Origin of the sequence: Phaeocystidibacter marisrubri (assembly GCF_008933165.1) — a bacterium.
Taxonomy (GTDB): Bacteria; Bacteroidota; Bacteroidia; order Flavobacteriales; family Schleiferiaceae; genus Phaeocystidibacter; species Phaeocystidibacter marisrubri.
Genome location: NZ_WBVQ01000001.1, coordinates 724,073 through 739,202, shown reverse-complemented (window position 1 = coordinate 739,202; position 15,130 = coordinate 724,073). Strand labels below are relative to the sequence as shown.

17 protein-coding genes are annotated in these 15,130 nt (G+C 44.3%); 7 read left to right on the top strand and 10 right to left on the bottom strand.

Annotated elements, in window-relative coordinates; all coding sequences use genetic code 11:
* The first annotated feature begins 62 nt into the window (after nt 1–62).
* The gene (locus F8C82_RS03370) at nt 63–692 is read left to right on the top strand and encodes a peroxiredoxin (protein WP_151692020.1); all 630 of its coding nucleotides are present in this window, start codon (nt 63–65) and stop codon (nt 690–692) included.
* A 99-nt stretch (nt 693–791) separates the two neighbouring features.
* Here F8C82_RS03370 and F8C82_RS03365 read toward each other — a convergent pair whose 3' ends face one another.
* Nucleotides 792–1,790, bottom strand: a complete 999-nt coding sequence (locus tag F8C82_RS03365; RefSeq protein WP_151692019.1) for an aldose epimerase family protein — start codon at nt 1,788–1,790, stop codon at nt 792–794.
* 96 nt (nt 1,791–1,886) lie between these two features.
* Here F8C82_RS03365 and F8C82_RS03360 point away from each other — a divergent pair, with 96 nt between their 5' ends.
* Together F8C82_RS03360 and tpx are read left to right on the top strand one after the other, a co-directional pair.
* The gene (locus F8C82_RS03360) at nt 1,887–2,804 is read left to right on the top strand and encodes a patatin-like phospholipase family protein (RefSeq protein ID WP_151692018.1); all 918 of its coding nucleotides are present in this window, start codon (nt 1,887–1,889) and stop codon (nt 2,802–2,804) included.
* 35 nt (nt 2,805–2,839) lie between these two features.
* The gene (gene tpx / locus F8C82_RS03355; protein ID WP_151692017.1) at nt 2,840–3,340 is read left to right on the top strand and encodes a thiol peroxidase; all 501 of its coding nucleotides are present in this window, start codon (nt 2,840–2,842) and stop codon (nt 3,338–3,340) included.
* A 140-nt stretch (nt 3,341–3,480) separates the two neighbouring features.
* On the opposite strand, the gene F8C82_RS03350 is transcribed toward tpx, so the two are convergent.
* Complete coding sequence (locus F8C82_RS03350) at nt 3,481–4,632, bottom strand: alpha/beta hydrolase-fold protein (protein WP_151692016.1); 1,152 nt, start codon at nt 4,630–4,632, stop codon at nt 3,481–3,483.
* Nucleotides 4,633–4,685: 53 nt separating this feature from the next.
* Here F8C82_RS03350 and F8C82_RS03345 point away from each other — a divergent pair, with 53 nt between their 5' ends.
* Nucleotides 4,686–5,150 (top strand): acyl-CoA thioesterase, encoded by a 465-nt coding sequence (locus F8C82_RS03345; RefSeq protein ID WP_151692909.1) that lies wholly within the window; start codon nt 4,686–4,688, stop codon nt 5,148–5,150.
* A 63-nt stretch (nt 5,151–5,213) separates the two neighbouring features.
* Here the strand turns inward: F8C82_RS03345 and F8C82_RS03340 are convergent, their stop codons facing one another.
* The 6 genes from F8C82_RS03340 to F8C82_RS03315 all read right to left on the bottom strand — a co-directional run bounded on the left by F8C82_RS03340 (nt 5,214) and on the right by F8C82_RS03315 (nt 10,045).
* Entirely contained in the window at nt 5,214–5,762 is a 549-nt protein-coding gene (locus tag F8C82_RS03340) for a YceI family protein (RefSeq protein WP_151692015.1), read from the bottom strand.
* A 156-nt stretch (nt 5,763–5,918) separates the two neighbouring features.
* On the bottom strand, nt 5,919–6,158 hold the full coding sequence (locus F8C82_RS03335; RefSeq protein ID WP_151692014.1) for a DUF6952 family protein: 240 nt from the start codon (nt 6,156–6,158) through the stop codon (nt 5,919–5,921).
* Nucleotides 6,155–6,475: a thioredoxin family protein gene (locus F8C82_RS03330; RefSeq protein ID WP_151692013.1), complete on the bottom strand. Its 321-nt coding sequence runs from the start codon at nt 6,473–6,475 to the stop codon at nt 6,155–6,157. The genes F8C82_RS03335 and F8C82_RS03330 overlap by 4 nt, the downstream gene beginning before the upstream one ends.
* A gap of 79 nt (nt 6,476–6,554) precedes the next feature.
* Nucleotides 6,555–7,466 (bottom strand): Ppx/GppA phosphatase family protein, encoded by a 912-nt coding sequence (locus tag F8C82_RS03325; RefSeq protein ID WP_151692012.1) that lies wholly within the window; start codon nt 7,464–7,466, stop codon nt 6,555–6,557.
* A 6-nt stretch (nt 7,467–7,472) separates the two neighbouring features.
* Nucleotides 7,473–9,545, bottom strand: coding sequence for a polyphosphate kinase 1 (gene ppk1, locus F8C82_RS03320; RefSeq protein WP_151692011.1), 2,073 nt, complete (start codon nt 9,543–9,545; stop codon nt 7,473–7,475).
* Nucleotides 9,542–10,045, bottom strand: coding sequence for a SixA phosphatase family protein (locus F8C82_RS03315; protein ID WP_151692010.1), 504 nt, complete (start codon nt 10,043–10,045; stop codon nt 9,542–9,544). Before F8C82_RS03315 ends, ppk1 begins: the two co-directional genes overlap by 4 nt.
* 136 nt (nt 10,046–10,181) lie before the next feature.
* Here F8C82_RS03315 and F8C82_RS03310 point away from each other — a divergent pair, with 136 nt between their 5' ends.
* Both F8C82_RS03310 and F8C82_RS03305 read left to right on the top strand, forming a co-directional pair.
* On the top strand, nt 10,182–11,663 hold the full coding sequence (locus F8C82_RS03310) for a GWxTD domain-containing protein (RefSeq protein ID WP_151692009.1): 1,482 nt from the start codon (nt 10,182–10,184) through the stop codon (nt 11,661–11,663).
* Nucleotides 11,664–11,672: 9 nt separating this feature from the next.
* The gene (locus F8C82_RS03305; protein WP_151692008.1) at nt 11,673–12,713 is read left to right on the top strand and encodes a glycosyltransferase family 2 protein; all 1,041 of its coding nucleotides are present in this window, start codon (nt 11,673–11,675) and stop codon (nt 12,711–12,713) included.
* Here the strand turns inward: F8C82_RS03305 and F8C82_RS03300 are convergent.
* Complete coding sequence (locus tag F8C82_RS03300; protein ID WP_151692007.1) at nt 12,675–13,103, bottom strand: type II 3-dehydroquinate dehydratase; 429 nt, start codon at nt 13,101–13,103, stop codon at nt 12,675–12,677. The two genes, F8C82_RS03305 and F8C82_RS03300, sit on opposite strands and share 39 nt — an antisense overlap.
* 45 nt (nt 13,104–13,148) lie before the next feature.
* Here F8C82_RS03300 and xerD point away from each other — a divergent pair, with 45 nt between their 5' ends.
* Entirely contained in the window at nt 13,149–14,042 is an 894-nt protein-coding gene (gene xerD, locus F8C82_RS03295) for a site-specific tyrosine recombinase XerD (RefSeq protein WP_151692006.1), read from the top strand.
* Here xerD and F8C82_RS03290 read toward each other — a convergent pair.
* Nucleotides 14,039–15,124, bottom strand: coding sequence for an efflux RND transporter periplasmic adaptor subunit (locus tag F8C82_RS03290; protein WP_151692005.1), 1,086 nt, complete (start codon nt 15,122–15,124; stop codon nt 14,039–14,041). The genes xerD and F8C82_RS03290 overlap by 4 nt on opposite strands.
* Nucleotides 15,125–15,130 lie beyond the last annotated feature (6 nt).

Genomic DNA, 15,130 nt, shown 5'->3' with positions numbered 1-15,130 from the left:
CCACTCGAACTCTATCTTTGCACTGCAAATCGGATAAATCATAAATTCTAAATCAAATACATATGGCTGTTCTAGTTGGAAAACAGGCTCCAGATTTTCAAGCTGCTGCTGTGATCAACGGCGAAGAGATTGTTGAGAATTTCTCACTTTCACAATTCCGTGGTAAGTACGTGATCCTCTTCTTCTATCCAAAAGACTTCACCTTTGTGTGCCCTACTGAATTGCACGCATTCCAAGCTAAATTGGATGAGTTCAAGAGCCGTAACGTAGAAGTGATTGCCGTTTCTACAGACACCGAGCAATCTCACTGGGGTTGGTTGCAACTCACTAAAGATCAAGGTGGTATTCAAGGTATTACTTACCCAATTGTTGCGGATACCAACAAGACGATTTCACACAACTACGACGTACTAGCTGGTAACTGGTACTTCGACGAGAACGATCACCTTACTGCAGAAGGCGAATTGGTTGCTTACCGCGGCTTGTTCCTTATCGATAAAGAAGGTGTAGTTCGTCACCAACTTGTGAACGACCTTCCATTGGGTCGAAACGTTGACGAGGCTATTCGCATGGTTGACGCACTTCAATTCAACGAAGAAAAAGGTGAGGTTTGTCCAGCTAACTGGAGCAAAGGTTCAGAAGGTATGAACGCTACACACGAAGGTGTTGCTGATTACTTGAGCAAGAACTAAAATTGACCTCGTATCATATTGAAAGCCCTCCAGAGTTGGGGGGCTTTTTTTATTGGGCTGCTTGCTGATAGGAACCATGGCCAACTTGATACGCCATGCTCAGTGGTCACTTGTTTTCCACTTGTACTCTATCACTTCTCTCCTCGCTTCGCCAGCCCATAGAGCTACGCGATTTAGCAAGATTCTATTCACAGAATCGGGCGGATATTGAGCTTCTAGTGCGATGCCACTCATCGGACGCAGCCCATCGTGTTTGAGGTCGGTACTGGTATAAACCTGAAGAGAGGGCATGGTACTATTCACTTTCAACTCCAAACCATTGGGACCGGTGAGGGTACATCTTTCCATATCTCTTCCAGAACCATCACTCATAAAACAGATATCAAGGGTATCCTTTCTGGGACCTGTCATGATGCGTGAAATAGCAGTGGGCTTACTGAGGTCATTCCACCCCTTCATCGACTTTGGTCGACCTTTCGGCAAACCATCCGCATCCAACAATTGGAAAAAAGGAGTGTGAATTTGCAGTTGATGCTTGGCTACTGAGCGATCACCTGAAAGATTGAAGTAAGTATGTAACGTTGGAGCAAACAGAGTGTCGTGTGAAGACTGTGCACGGTATTCTACTCTCAGCCCATCATCCAACAACCAATAAGTACAGGTAACCTCCATTCTTCCCGGATACCCATCTATATCTTCTGTTTGATTCAAATAGAAACGTGCCATGGCTTGGTCGGGACGCAATTCTGCGAGTTGCCAATTCTGGAACTGCAAACCATTGGATCCGCCGTGAATGTGATTCACGCCTTCGTTCTGTTCCAATTGATATTTCTTGCCTTTCAGTTCAAACTGACCTCCTCTAATTCGATTCGCAACTCGTCCAATAGAAGCACCCGCAACCGATTGCTTTGAGCGCGGGTCTGAAGGTGACTTAACGATATCCCATTTCTTCCTTCCTGACACGAGTTGAATGGATTGAATTCGCGCTCCGTAGGACCACAACTCAACGGTTGCATTTTCGCGGGTCAAAGTGACTACCTTAATTTGCCGATCGGCTTTAGATCTTCCCAACGGCTTCGCTACAGCGTTGACACTCATTTTGTTTGGTATTTATATCCAAGGTACTGCCAAAGTTTCGTAATCCATAAAAACGATGCACACATATCTTTATCTTCACAAAAAAAAATCTCTCAGATGTCTGACGTCAATGACAAAAAGCAAGTAGCACTCGTTCTAGGTAGTGGAGGCGCTCGTGGATTAGCCCACATTGGAGTGATTGAAGAACTTGAAAGCAGAGGGTATACGATCAGCTCCATTGCGGGAAGCAGTATTGGAAGCGTGATTGGTGGCGTTTATGCCGCTGGCTACTTGGACGAATACAAAGAGTGGGTACTCAATTTGGACAGAAGGCGGGTCTTCCAACTCATCGACTTCACCATTTCCTCTCACGGCTTTATTAAAGGTGAACGCGTGTTTAACGAAATGAAGCAATTTGTTGGAGAGGAGAGAATCGAAAACTTAAAAATCCCGTTTTGCGCCATTGCCGTCGACCTCGAGCATCAAGAAGAAGTCGTGTATGATTCCGGTGACCTTTGGCAAGCCATTCGAGCTTCTGTGGCCATTCCTTCCGTCCTTACCCCTGTACAGCACAACAACCGAGTATTGGTAGATGGTGGAGTGGTGAACCCCTTGCCTGTCAATCGTGTTTCTCGGATAGAAGACGACATCATGGTGGCAGTTGACCTTAATGCGCTCATCGATCTAGAGGTGGTCCACGAAAAATCTTCTGCAGATCAAAACGAAATCGAGCAGAATAAATTCATGGAGTCCATTCGACAGAAAATTGGCGACTGGTGGCCTTGGGCCAGTAACGGTGATGAGGGAGAAGAAAAGAGTCACATTAAGAAAAATTATCTGGGAATTTTAAATGCGTCTTTTGAGATGATGCAAGACCAAGTGGCTACCTTAGCCATGAAGCAAAACCCTCCAGATGTTCTGGTCAAGATTCCTAGAAAATGCGCGAGCACATTTGACTTTTACATGGGTAAACAGCTGATCGAAACAGGTCGACAATTAACGGCCAAAGCACTGGATCAATTCGAAAACAAATAAATATCAACCCTGTTAATACCATAAAACGAAATAGTATGAGTACAACTGCTTTTAAAGGAGCCCCAGTTCAACTGGCTGGAGAATTACCATCAGTAGGTTCTGCGGCACCAGATTTCATTATCACAGACACAGATTTGCAAAACCGTAGCTTGGCAGACTTCAAAGGAACCAATGTGGTTCTGAACATCTTCCCAAGTGTAGATACAGGAGTTTGTGCTGCATCGGTCCGCACTTTCAACAAAATGGCTGCTGACTTAAAAGACACAAAAGTAGTTTGTGTTTCTAAAGATCTTCCATTTGCTCACAAGCGCTTTTGTGGTGCCGAAGGAATTGAAAACGTTATCAGTGCGTCTGATTTTAGAAGCAACAGCTTCACGACCAATTACGGTGTTGAAATGCAAGATGGTCCGTTGGCCGGCTTAATGGCTCGTTCAATTGTTGTCATCAACAAAGAAGGTCAAGTTGTTCACAATGAGATTGTTGACGACATTGTTCACGAACCAAACTACGATGCAGCTGTAAGCGCATTAAAATAATTTGAAAAAATGGGTCTCACGACCCCACCCTATTCCAATTTGTCGCGTTATAGGTATAGTTGAAAATGAGACACCAAATATCACAGCGCGACACGTGATGTTCTCATAGCGAAAAAGGCTCCAGTACAGCGGAGCCTTTTTCAGTTTCTATCATTCGCTAATAACCACTCTAGAGCGGCTGGAAATCGTTTTCTCCAGGCGGTTTCATTGTGATCATCATTTAGGTCTACAACATACTTGTAGACCGGACTCGCTGAACTATTCTCTGGGTAATGCTTTTTCAGCATCTCCGTTCCCTCCAATAAAATACGGTCAACCCCTTTCCCTCCAATGTCAAAGTAAATGGGTACGCGTGGGTAAGGCCTACTTTCTAATTCATCTGCCAAAAAGATGCTGTACTGATCTTCCTCTGTATTCACATAAAGCGCAGGAGAAAAGCACAAGACGCCATCCACTCGATTACGTCCGCTCCTACCATATTCCCTTCTCATCATGTAGGCTAAAGCCCCACCGGCAGATGATCCTCCAACAAATCTTCGGTTGGTGTCAGTTCGGAAAGCTGAATCAACTTTGGGAAAAATGAAATGGGCCAGCCATTCTCTGAACGGCTTTCCTTTCACATAATCCATGTACTCCTCCATTCTATTTACTGAATTTTCAACGCCCACCACTATTACCTTACTTGCTGTATCCGACTCTAAATACTCATCAATGCCCCACTCTCCCATCGAGGTGCTAAAGCGTTCATCAAACAAATTCTGGCCATCCATCATGTACAGCACAGGGTACGTAGCGGTGCTATCTCTTTCATAATTCTTGGGTAGATAGATGTGAAGCTTTCGCGGCGCCAATTCGCCCTTGGGATCAGCCACATTCCACTGAAATACATTTCCAACTGCTGTAGAGGTAGGCTCTGGTCGATGCCACGACTTTACACTGAATACCACACTCGTATCCGTTTTTGGAGACAGCACAATATTTCCGCCATCGCCGTTTTCAATCATTCCTTCCTTTGCCCAATCTCCCAAAGTGAACTTGAACTCAATGCTTTCCTCCTTCTTCATTTCAAGAGTAAAAACATAGTAATCGTCAACCTTCTCCATCAAGGTAATGGCTGGATTCCAATTTCCTAGCTCTGGAGTATTGCCTACTATGTAAACCGAATCTGGCTTTAAACCAGATGTATCTTCAACTTGAATTTCTACGGTAATGGTAGATTTAGAGCACGACATCGCCCCTACCATCAACATGAAAAGCCACAATCGACCAAAGTTTATACAGAGTTTATTCATTATGCTTGGCTAATAATATCGAGGAAAGTATCTTCACCGTAAAGTACAATAATATGGAGTATAACTTTCCACAGACCAAGCGTCTAGATATACGATGGAGCGACATCGACCCGAATTTCCACATGCGCCATTCTGTTTACTATGATTTTGGTGCTGCACAGAGAACCGAAGTATTGAATGCCATTGGACTCACCATGGCTGTATTTGCCAGAGAGAAAGTAGGTCCTGTTCTATTTGAAGAAAAATGTCAATTCAAGCGAGAACTTCACTTTGGAGATGAAGTGGACATTAAGGTTGAAATTGTCGGACTATCTAGGGATTTTGAGCGCTTCGCATTTCGTCACACCTTCGTAAAGACTGATGGTACCATCGCAGCCATCCTCACCTTGAATGGTGCGTGGATAGACACCGTTAAGAGAAAACTCACTCTTCCTCCGAAAATGATTGAAGAAGCATTTGATAAGCTTCCCAAGGCTGATGACTTTGAATGGATTGCCACCAGTAAGAGTCCGAAGTAATATCAAACAAAAACGGCTGCCTATTGGCAGCCGTTCTTCCCTTAACGTGTTTAGTCTTGCTGATTAAGCTTCCACTTCTTCAGCCACTTTTGCAAGCTGCACTTCGCCTTCAAGCTTAATTTCATCGCTTACTAGCAAATTACCTGCTTCATTGACAACGTGGAACTTCAAGCCGAAGTCCTTGCGGTTCAATGAACCTTTAAATGAAAAGGCAGCCTTTGTATTTCCCCATGGGTCTACAACCGTTCCCCCTACTTCAATTCGGATGGTTACAGGCTTGGTTACGTCGCGTATGGTCATCTCTCCTGTTAAGTCAAACTCATTGTCTTTCACATTCGAAACTTCGCTACCCACAAAAGTCAATTTTGGATATTCTTCTGCATTGAAGAAATCATCACTGCGCAAGTGGTTGTCGCGATCTTGTGAACCCGTAGTTACACTTGCTACATCTGCTGCAAAGGTGTACTTACCTGTAGTGAAATCTTCACCTTCCATTTCTACTGATCCCTCTACTGAACCAAAGTTCCCAGTAACAGTAGTAATCATCAAGTGCTTTGCCTTGAATTGAATGTTAGTGTGAGTGGTGTCTAGTGCCCATTTTTGAGTACTCATAGCTTTATTTATTTGTGAGTTAATGCTCGGTTTTACATTGACCATTCAACCAATGTTACAACAAAGATAGTAATTAATGTTACAACATCAAACTGATTGCCATAAAAAAATCGGGTGAGGAGTTCTCAGACCTTCACCCGATTCATCGAATAACCCCTAACTGATAGAATTCCGCACACGTGAAGTAAATGCACGCAATGCTTCTCCTTCTTTCATGCCTTTTTGAATATTCTCTAAAATCTCCAAGGCTCCGATGATGTGAGTCAACTGCTCACCCTCATCGTCTCCACCTACCTCTATAGCAAGTGGTTGTTCTTCAAGCAGAGCATTCTCTGCTGCACGCAGTTCTTCAATAGAATACGTCTTAACGAGATTGCGAATCACAGGAACTTTCATGCGTTCTTCGCTTTTTCAATCATTTTTCTGAGATACTCTTCTTTGCTTGTAGCGCTTCCTTCTACAAGTTCTCCGTCTTTGAATACGGCTAGGAAAGGCAGATTGTCAACGCCTGCAAGCTTACGAGCCTTTTCACTTACCTCAGCATTGACATCCAAGAAGGTTACATCGCTCATTTCATCTTCATCAGAAATGCGGCGAAATTTAGGAGCAAAGAGCTTACATGAACCACACCAATCGGCGTAGTATTTCACAGCAACAATGCCGCCCTCATTAATTTTAGATTCGAAAGTTGTATCGTCTACTGGATGTACCATTGGTCGCTTTGTTTGTTATGCACGACAAAAGTACAATGGAATCAATCGAGAAAAATTACCTCCTCATAATTTCCATCTATCACCCCTCCAGCTCGTCCTTGTACTTGCGGTGATAGAGATCTCTCACAATACCGTCACTCACACCTATCTTGGGAACGTACATGTGACGCGAGTGTGCCCATTGCATGGCACTCTTGTAAATGCTCAATGCTGGTTCGATTACATCAGCTCGGTCGAAGTTCAAGCCCAACTCGGTTACTTTCTCATCTCGAGTAAGAGCAGAAAGGATTTTAGCCTGAGCATTTAAATAACGCATCGTGAGCGGTTCATTGATCTTCTTACCGCTCATCTTGTGAAGTTTGTTGATGTTACCACCCGAACCTATCATGGCCAAATCGCTACCAGGTGTAACATTTTGTTCAATCCACGTTTTCATCTCAACCCATTCTGAAGCCGTGTCCATTTGATTGAGGAGTCGAACTGTACCCACTTTGAAACTACGAGAAGTGACGATATCTCCTCCTTCTAGTAAGGTGAGCTCTGTTGATCCACCCCCTACGTCGATATAAAGAAATCGGGATTCAGCGGGTTGAACACGGTCAAACAATTTGGATTCAAATATGAGTCGAGCCTCTTCCTCTCCATCAATAATTTCGATGTTGATTCCCGTGGCCTTCTTAATCTTCTTCACCAATTTCTGTCCGTTCACTGCTTCGCGCATGGCACTGGTAGCGCAGGCGCGATAGTCCTCCACTCCATGAACTTTCATAATCGATTCATAGGCCTTCATGCCTTCCAACATTCGCTGGCGATTAGAACGTGTGATTTTTCCCTTCATAAAGGAATCGGCACCCAAGCGAATCGGCAATCGGATCATGCTAGATTTCTTGTAATACGTATATCCCTTCGTAGGTTCGTGAATGACGTTCGTAATCAGCAATCGAACAGAGTTTGATCCAATGTCAATTGCACCGAGCTTCTTCAGCTTCATAATCTCCTATTTCCTCCCTCCTCGCTTCAGCTGGTTTGCAACGTATTCGGCCATGGCCATTTGAGAACGTATGCGGGGTCCAGGTATCTTGCGGTAGGTATTGTCTTGTTCTGCGTTGTGAATTCGAGATTTCACATTGTCTTTCCAAATAATCTCCATGTGATCGCGAATTTCACGCATCACACTTTGGCTAAAGATAGGAACACTAACTTCTAATCGGTAATCCAAATTTCGAGTCATGAAGTCAGCCGAAGCAATATAACACTTCGGTTTACCCGCATTTTCAAAGAAGTAAACACGGCTATGTTCTAAGTATCTGTCGATTACACTGATGGCTTCAATATTTTCACTCAAGCCCGGAACTCCAGGAATCAAGCAACAAATACCGCGAATAATCAGTCGGATTTTCACTCCTGCGTTGCTGGCTTCATAAAGCTTATCTACCATATCGTAATCAGACAAGCTATTCATCTTCAAGAACATGGAAGCCTGTTTTCCCGCTTTGGCATTCTCTATCTCCTGGTCAATTAACTCTAAGAAGCGCTGACGGGTTGAATGCGGACTTACAATCAAGTGGTCGTAAGTAAACTGGAGATAATTGGCTCGGATGAATTCAAAGATCTGGCGAATCTCCTTTGTAATTCGCGTATCAGAAGTCATCAAGTGATAATCAGTGTAGAGCTTCGCAGTTCCTTCGTGATAGTTTCCTGTGCCAATGATGGTATAATCGACGAGCTTCTTACCCTCACGACGTTGGACTAGTGTAACCTTGCTGTGCACTTTCAAGCCAGGCACTCCGCTAATCACATTTACCCCTTCTGCCCTGAGCTTTTCTGTCCAATAAATGTTCGCCTCTTCATCAAATCGCGCTTGCAATTCAATCACCACGGTAACTTGCTTACCGTTCTTAGCGGCATTGATGAGGGCAGAAATCACCCGACTCTCGTCTGCCAAGCGATAGAGCGTAATTTGAATTTGCTCAACCAGCGGGTCGATCGCTGCTTCTCGCAAGAAGCGAATCACGTAACTAAAAGTATGGTATGGAAGGAAAATCAATACATCCTTCTCTTTTACAACACCTAGAATGGATCGTTCCAAGTCTAGGTCGGGATGATACATCGGCTCCAACTTGTCGTATTCCAAGTCCTTTCTTCCCACATTTGGGAATTTCATCAGGTCTTTTTTGTTGTGGTATCTACCTCCTGAAATCAAACTGTCGAAACTGTCCAATTCCATCTTACCCTTGAAGTAATGGAGGTAGTCTTTGGGAAGCTCTTTATCGTAAACAAAACGAACGGGATCGCCTATTTTTCGTGCTTTGAGTCCTTTTTCGATCTTTTCTAAGAAGCTCTTCGACACGTCGTTATCCAGGTCGAGTTCCGCATCACGAGTGATCTTGATGGTATGTGCCTCAATGCGGTCGAACGGATAAATGAAGAAGGCGTACTTGAGGTTAAACCGAATCAAATCATCGAGATACATGATGTAATGTTTGCCGTATTTTGGCAAAATCACAAATCGCCCAATCAATTCAGAAGGAACCTCAATTAAAGAATAGACTGGATTGTTGGGATCGGCATCTTGAATGAGCTTAATAGCCAAGTAGATGCTCTTATCTCGCAGTTCTGGAAACTCTCTTCTATCGTTGAGCAGGAGGATGAAAACAGAAGGACTCACTTTTTCAACGTAGTACTTCCGCACAAACATTTGCTGAGAATGCGTAAGATTCTGCTCGTTGATAATCTCAACGCCTTCCGACTTGAGTTCTAGAATCAATTCGTCATAAATGCGCGTTGCTTCTCTTTGTTGAGAAATCACCTCGTCGGTCATAGCCTTCAACAACTTGTTCGGCGACCAACCTCCCAATTGAGCTTTTACTTTCTTCCCTTTTAGGGCGTGCATCCGCTTTACCGATGCATATCTAACACGAAAGAATTCATCCAAGTTGTTGGAAAAAATCCCTAAAAATCGAATTCGTTCAATCAGGGGTACCGAAGAATCGGCGGCTTCTTGTAATACACGAGCATTGAATCGCAACCAGGATAAGTCGCGATTGACATAGCGTTCTCTCTCTTTCATGAATGGCTTTTCTTCCTCTTTTTGGGGTAGTCAAAGTAAAGCAATTCGGCACTATCTTGTACGTCTTTCCAGTGTTCTTCTGCAAAGTGTAAACACACCACGCCTGATGTTGGAACATTGTCTACTCGCTGATCTACACAGCGATTCACAAAATTTGTGATGGTTGGATTGTGTCCAAAAACCATCACAGAATCTAGATCGTCAGAAAGTTCGTGTAAGAAGGATATCAAGTGATCTGAAGTGGCCATGTAAAGTCGGTCGTCTACCTTGATATCTGCAAAAGGAAAATTCAGCGTTCGGGCAAAAATCATAGCCGTATGAAGCGCGCGGGTAGCGGGACTACTCACTAACATGCTTGGCGCGGACATTTCATCGGCTAACCATTGGGAGATCATATGCGCATCGCGAATTCCGCGTCCCTTTAGAGGTCGATCGTAATCGTCGATGTCATCGTATTGCCAAGAACTCTTGGCATGCCGAACCAAGTAGAGAGTCTTCATCTAATTTGCTTTAATTTCAAAATACGTCATTTTATGATAAGAAACATGAAAACAGAAGGTTAACTCTATGCTGTTATATCTACACATTCAGTAGATTTCTCCAACCTACACACGCCTTTCTTCGTAAATTCGTAGCATGAGAAATTCTGTTTACACGATCTTCTTTCTTCTCTTTTCGGTTTCCTCCCTCGCGAAGTTGCCGTCTATAGAAGTGTTCATGAGTCAGTATTGGCACCCTGCATCAGGGCCATATATCGAGCTGTATGTCTTCTCAGACCCTTCCACTCTTCGGTTTGAACCGATCGATTCCAAGTTTCATTCGGGAATTCAAATTGACATTCATATTAAGGATGGAGACGAGACGATTGCCGAAAAATCAGAACAAGTTCTCTCTCCTGCCCTCGTAGACACGAACAATTCTTTTGAAATTGTTCATCTCATGAAATTGGCTATTCCAGACGGTAAATGGCAAATCGAGCTGAAATTGTCGGATATCTATGGACAATACTATAAAGTCCTAAAAGATTCCATCGAGATCGTAGGGCCAAAAGCTTTCATGCTCTCCAAGTTACAGCTCACCTTGCCTTTGGCACCTTCCCCTGCCTGGAATCGCTACGGAATTCCGGTGTATCCAAAATCTCTTGAAGGTGTTTCCTACTTCCCTACTGAAGACACGTTGATTCAACTCTATTCTGAAATCTATCAACCGAAAGATGAAGATGCCGTAGCTGTTTACACCTCCTTTATTGAAGCAAACTCTGGCAGAACGGTTTCTAACTCCGAACGAGTATTCCGAAAGTCGGCCGCTCCACTTACCCCCCTCGCCGTTCGATATGACATCAGGGAATTGCCTACAGGAAGTTATTTTGCCAAGCTTTGGATTAAGAATCGAGAAGGTGTAGTGATCGCCTCCGACTCTGTGAAGTTTGGTCGATATAACACGAGAGTGAATACCAATATGGAATTAGAGCTTCCTCCTGATTATATCTCATTTATTCCTCCCAACACTTCGCTTGAAGACTTAAAGCGTATGGTTGATTGTCTCCACCCGATTTCAACAGACCATCAAATTATACAAGCGAGAGGTCTCGTGAAAGACGGGGATTCCACGCAACTTCACAAGTATGTAGATGCGTTTTGGAACCGTCAGAGTCCTACGAACCCTGCAGCGGCATTCAACCAATATATGGAGCGCATTGCCGAAGCCGATGAACGATTTGGAATGGGAAATCGTCCGGGGTACTTAACCGACCGCGGAAGAGTGTGGATGCAATACGGGGAACCGAGCAATACAGAGTCGAGCAACTTCGACAACGCCACCTATCCATGGGAAATTTGGCGCTATGATCGATTGTTGGCTCCAAATAGGCCGAGTCAAGTGAATAAGGTCTTTATTTTTGTCAATCGCGATGTTGCGGGAAATAATTTCCGTCTAGAACACTCTGATGCCAACGGCGAGAACTACAATCCTCAATGGAAGTATCAAGTGAACCGTGTGGGTACTCCTCCGGGAATTGACGGTAGATCCAGCAACACGAACAGCGATCCATTTGGAACGCGATTGAACAACAACAGCATCATGAACGGAAGTACTTCTTCTGGTTATGAACGTAGATAAAGACCACGAATGAAGTCAATTGCCGTAGCCATTCTGAATTGGAATGGACGCCCCCTGCTTGAACGTTTTCTGCCCAGTGTACTCCAACATAGTGATCAAGGTGATGTCATTGTTATCGACAATGGCAGTACGGATGACTCTATTGAATGGCTGAAGTCGCACCATCCCGATGTTCGCATTATTGCTCTTGAATCGAATTCAGGATACGCGGGAGGCTACAACGAAGGCATGAAGCAAATTGAACACGAATATGTGGTTTTGCTCAACTCGGATGTAGAGGTAACCAAAAACTGGCTTCAACCCATTCTAGATCGCTTCGCATCTGATGAACAAATAGGTGCAATTCAACCTAAAATTCTCTCGCTGAACGAGCCGTCTAAATTTGAATACGCAGGAGCGGCTGGAGGGTTCATTGACCAACTGGGGTACCCGTTCTGCAGAGGTAGAATTTTCTATTTCACGGAAGAAGACAAAGGTCAGTACAACGACGCCATGCCCGTGTTTTGGTCAACCGGTGCCTGCTTAGCCGTTCGCGCTGAGGCTTACCACAAGGCGGGTGAGCTAGATCCACAGTTCTTTGCGCACATGGAGGAAATCGATCTCTGCTGGCGCATGCAACGAAACGGCTATTCGTGTTGGGTAGAACCCGCAAGTGAAGTGTATCACTTAGGAGGCGGAACTCTTTCTAGTCAATCCACCCAAAAAACCTACTTGAACTTTCGCAATAACCTCATCCTACTTACAAAGAATTTGCCTCAGCGTAAGATTCTCAGTGTCATTTTAGCCCGACTCATCTTAGATGGTGTGGCAGGAATCCAGTTTGCCTTGAAAGGACAAATTCCACATACACTGGCCATTGTAAAGGCGCATTTTCACTTTTACGGCAGATATGGTAAGATTGTAAAGAGACGCTCTGGCGAGTTCCCATGGCCACTCACAGGAGTGTATCGTCAAAGCATCGTTCGACAAGTTTTCTTGGGCGGTATGAAGTCGTTCGACAAACTGACGAAATCAGCCTTTACCTTTCCTAAGGCAAGCCGAAATAGCTAAGGCATAACCATCTAGTCCAAAGCCCGTAATGCTGGCCATACACTTGGTCGCAGTCATCAAATTCTTTCGAAACTCCTCTCGAGCAAACACATTGCTAATGTGGACTTCAATAACCGGGGCAGGAACTAAAGAAATGGCATCGGCGAGTGCGATGGAAGTGTGGCTGTAGCCGGCTGCATTGAGAATAATGTAATCTGCATCAAAGCCTGCCATTTGTATTTGGGTGACCAGTTCACCTTCCGAATTGCTTTGAAAGTAGCTCAAATCCACCTTGGGGAACTCCATGCGCAGGCGTTCCAAGTAGGTGATAAAGTTTTCGTTACCATAAATTTCAGGCTCACGACGTCCCAAGAGATTCAAATTGGGACCATTAATTATTTGGATTTTCATGACTTGGGATTGTCTATCAAAGATACAGCTTCCTATCTTGGTATCATGACTTGGGAACGAGCAGAGAAAGATTTTTTCCGGTACTTGAAACTCGAACGAGGACTCAGTGCCAACACTTTAGATGCCTATTCGAAGGATATCGCCAAACTCTCCAAATGGGCTATTGAAGGTGGCATATCGGTTTCATCCATTCAACTGGAACAGCTTCGGGAGTTTTTGAAAACACTGAAGAACTTGTCACCTCGATCTCAAGCTCGACTCATCACCAGCGTCAAGGCCTTTTTCCGATTCTTGCTCTACGATGAATCCATCACTTCTGATCCCACAGAATTACTGGAGGCTCCGAGAATTGGACAGAAGTTACCCGATTATCTCTCCCACGGTGAGGTACTTCAAATGATTCATGCCATTGACCGTTCTACAGATGAAGGCGAACGAAATAGAGCCATTTTAGAAGTTCTGTACGCTAGCGGACTGCGTGTCAGCGAGCTCATTCAACTACGACTCACCGACATTCACGCCGATCGCGGATTTTTACGCATCATAGGAAAAGGCGATAAGGAAAGGCTCGTCCCCATTCACGCCATTGCACTGAAAGCACTAAAACTCTACATTCACCAAATCCGCAATCATGTGGATATACAAAAAGGTGAAGAAGACATCGTTTTCCTCTCCAAACGAGGCAAGCGAATGGCGCGGAGTACCGTTTTCACCATGATTAAGAATACAGCTGAAAAAGCAGGAATTCGAAAATCCATTGGTCCGCATACCTTCCGACATTCCTTTGCAACAGCACTCGTCAACAATGGCGCTGACCTTCGGGTGGTTCAGCAACTATTAGGACACGAATCGATCACCACTACGGAAATCTACACGCATTTGAACGATACGCAACTCAGAGAGGCAATGGACCTTCATCCTTGGTCGGATAAAGCTTAGCGGATATTCCAGACTTTGATTTGATCTTCGGCCGTAAGCCCTGAAAGCACTTCCACTTTAAGACCGTCGCTCAATCCGAGCTCTACGTCTCTTCTCTCAAAGCTTTGATCGCCCACCTTTACTTCCACGAAAGGCTGATCACCATCAAATTGAAGGAGTTTTTCATCTAAACGCATCACGCTATCACGGCTAGACAAAACAATATCGGCATTGGCTGAATAACCCGCTCGAATAAACTGAGAGGTATCCAGTGAAACGTCGGCTTTAATCTCAAATTGAATAGCGCCGTTCTCTTCCGTTCCTTTTGGAGCGATGTACTTCAGTTTAGCGGAGAAAGTCTCATTCTGAATGGCTCCTACGGAAATCACCAAGTCCATTCCTGTGCTTAGTTTTCCCACCTCTGATTCATCGATAAAACCTTCAAAGATCATATCGTTCATATCAGCTACTGTGGCTACGGTAGTACCATCGTTGAACGTATTCGATTCGATGACTTGATTTCCTTTCTTGATGGGAACTGCCAGCACCATTCCTTCAACAGTACTGCGAATTAAGGTAAGTGACGAGCTACCAGACTTTTGTGTAGCACCTTCACGAATGATTTGGAGGTTATCCTTTGCAGCTTCCAACTCCGCCTGTGCATTTTGGAATTGCAACTGAGAGCTTTGAAATGCTTGATCCGAAACGACCTTTTGTTCGTGCAGGCGTTGCTGACGATCAAAATCTCTTTTCGCTTGGTCGAAATTTAGCTGAGCTACATTCACTCTATTCTCAGCATTATTCAATGAAACCATGTCTGGAATCACCTGAACTTTGGCAATTAAATCATTCTTCCCGACGTGATCTCCAGGTTCAACAAAGAGCTCATCGATAATTCCTGAAACTTGAGGTTTGATATCAATTTCTTCACGGGGAACCACCTTACCTGTTGCTACCGTCTTTTGAACGATGTTGCCAAAGTCAACGGCTTCAGTTTCATATACAATGGGATCTTCTTGAGACTTATCATATAAATACCACATGGTATATACCACACCAAGAAGAAGAAGGAGGAGCAATCCTACGCGAGTGAGTTTTTTCATAGTTCG

Bases quoted from the DNA above. Each gene is read 5' to 3' on its own strand.
- tpx (WP_151692017.1), top strand. From the start codon at position 2,840: ATGAGTACAACTGCTTTTAAAGGAGCCCCAGTTCAACTGGCTGGAGAA.
- F8C82_RS03345 (WP_151692909.1), top strand. From the start codon at position 4,686: ATGGAGTATAACTTTCCACAGACCAAGCGTCTAGATATACGATGGAGC.
- F8C82_RS03330 (WP_151692013.1), bottom strand. From the start codon at position 6,475: ATGGTACATCCAGTAGACGATACAACTTTCGAATCTAAAATTAATGAG.
- F8C82_RS03290 (WP_151692005.1), bottom strand. From the start codon at position 15,124: ATGAAAAAACTCACTCGCGTAGGATTGCTCCTCCTTCTTCTTCTTGGT.
- ppk1 (WP_151692011.1), bottom strand. From the start codon at position 9,545: ATGAAAGAGAGAGAACGCTATGTCAATCGCGACTTATCCTGGTTGCGA.
- F8C82_RS03325 (WP_151692012.1), bottom strand. From the start codon at position 7,466: ATGAAGCTGAAGAAGCTCGGTGCAATTGACATTGGATCAAACTCTGTT.
- F8C82_RS03340 (WP_151692015.1), bottom strand. From the start codon at position 5,762: ATGAGTACTCAAAAATGGGCACTAGACACCACTCACACTAACATTCAA.
- F8C82_RS03300 (WP_151692007.1), bottom strand. From the start codon at position 13,103: ATGAAAATCCAAATAATTAATGGTCCCAATTTGAATCTCTTGGGACGT.
- F8C82_RS03350 (WP_151692016.1), bottom strand. From the start codon at position 4,632: ATGAATAAACTCTGTATAAACTTTGGTCGATTGTGGCTTTTCATGTTG.
- F8C82_RS03305 (WP_151692008.1), top strand. From the start codon at position 11,673: ATGAAGTCAATTGCCGTAGCCATTCTGAATTGGAATGGACGCCCCCTG.
- F8C82_RS03335 (WP_151692014.1), bottom strand. From the start codon at position 6,158: ATGAAAGTTCCTGTGATTCGCAATCTCGTTAAGACGTATTCTATTGAA.
- F8C82_RS03365 (WP_151692019.1), bottom strand. From the start codon at position 1,790: ATGAGTGTCAACGCTGTAGCGAAGCCGTTGGGAAGATCTAAAGCCGAT.
- F8C82_RS03315 (WP_151692010.1), bottom strand. From the start codon at position 10,045: ATGAAGACTCTCTACTTGGTTCGGCATGCCAAGAGTTCTTGGCAATAC.
- xerD (WP_151692006.1), top strand. From the start codon at position 13,149: ATGACTTGGGAACGAGCAGAGAAAGATTTTTTCCGGTACTTGAAACTC.
- F8C82_RS03310 (WP_151692009.1), top strand. From the start codon at position 10,182: ATGAGAAATTCTGTTTACACGATCTTCTTTCTTCTCTTTTCGGTTTCC.
- F8C82_RS03360 (WP_151692018.1), top strand. From the start codon at position 1,887: ATGTCTGACGTCAATGACAAAAAGCAAGTAGCACTCGTTCTAGGTAGT.
- F8C82_RS03370 (WP_151692020.1), top strand. From the start codon at position 63: ATGGCTGTTCTAGTTGGAAAACAGGCTCCAGATTTTCAAGCTGCTGCT.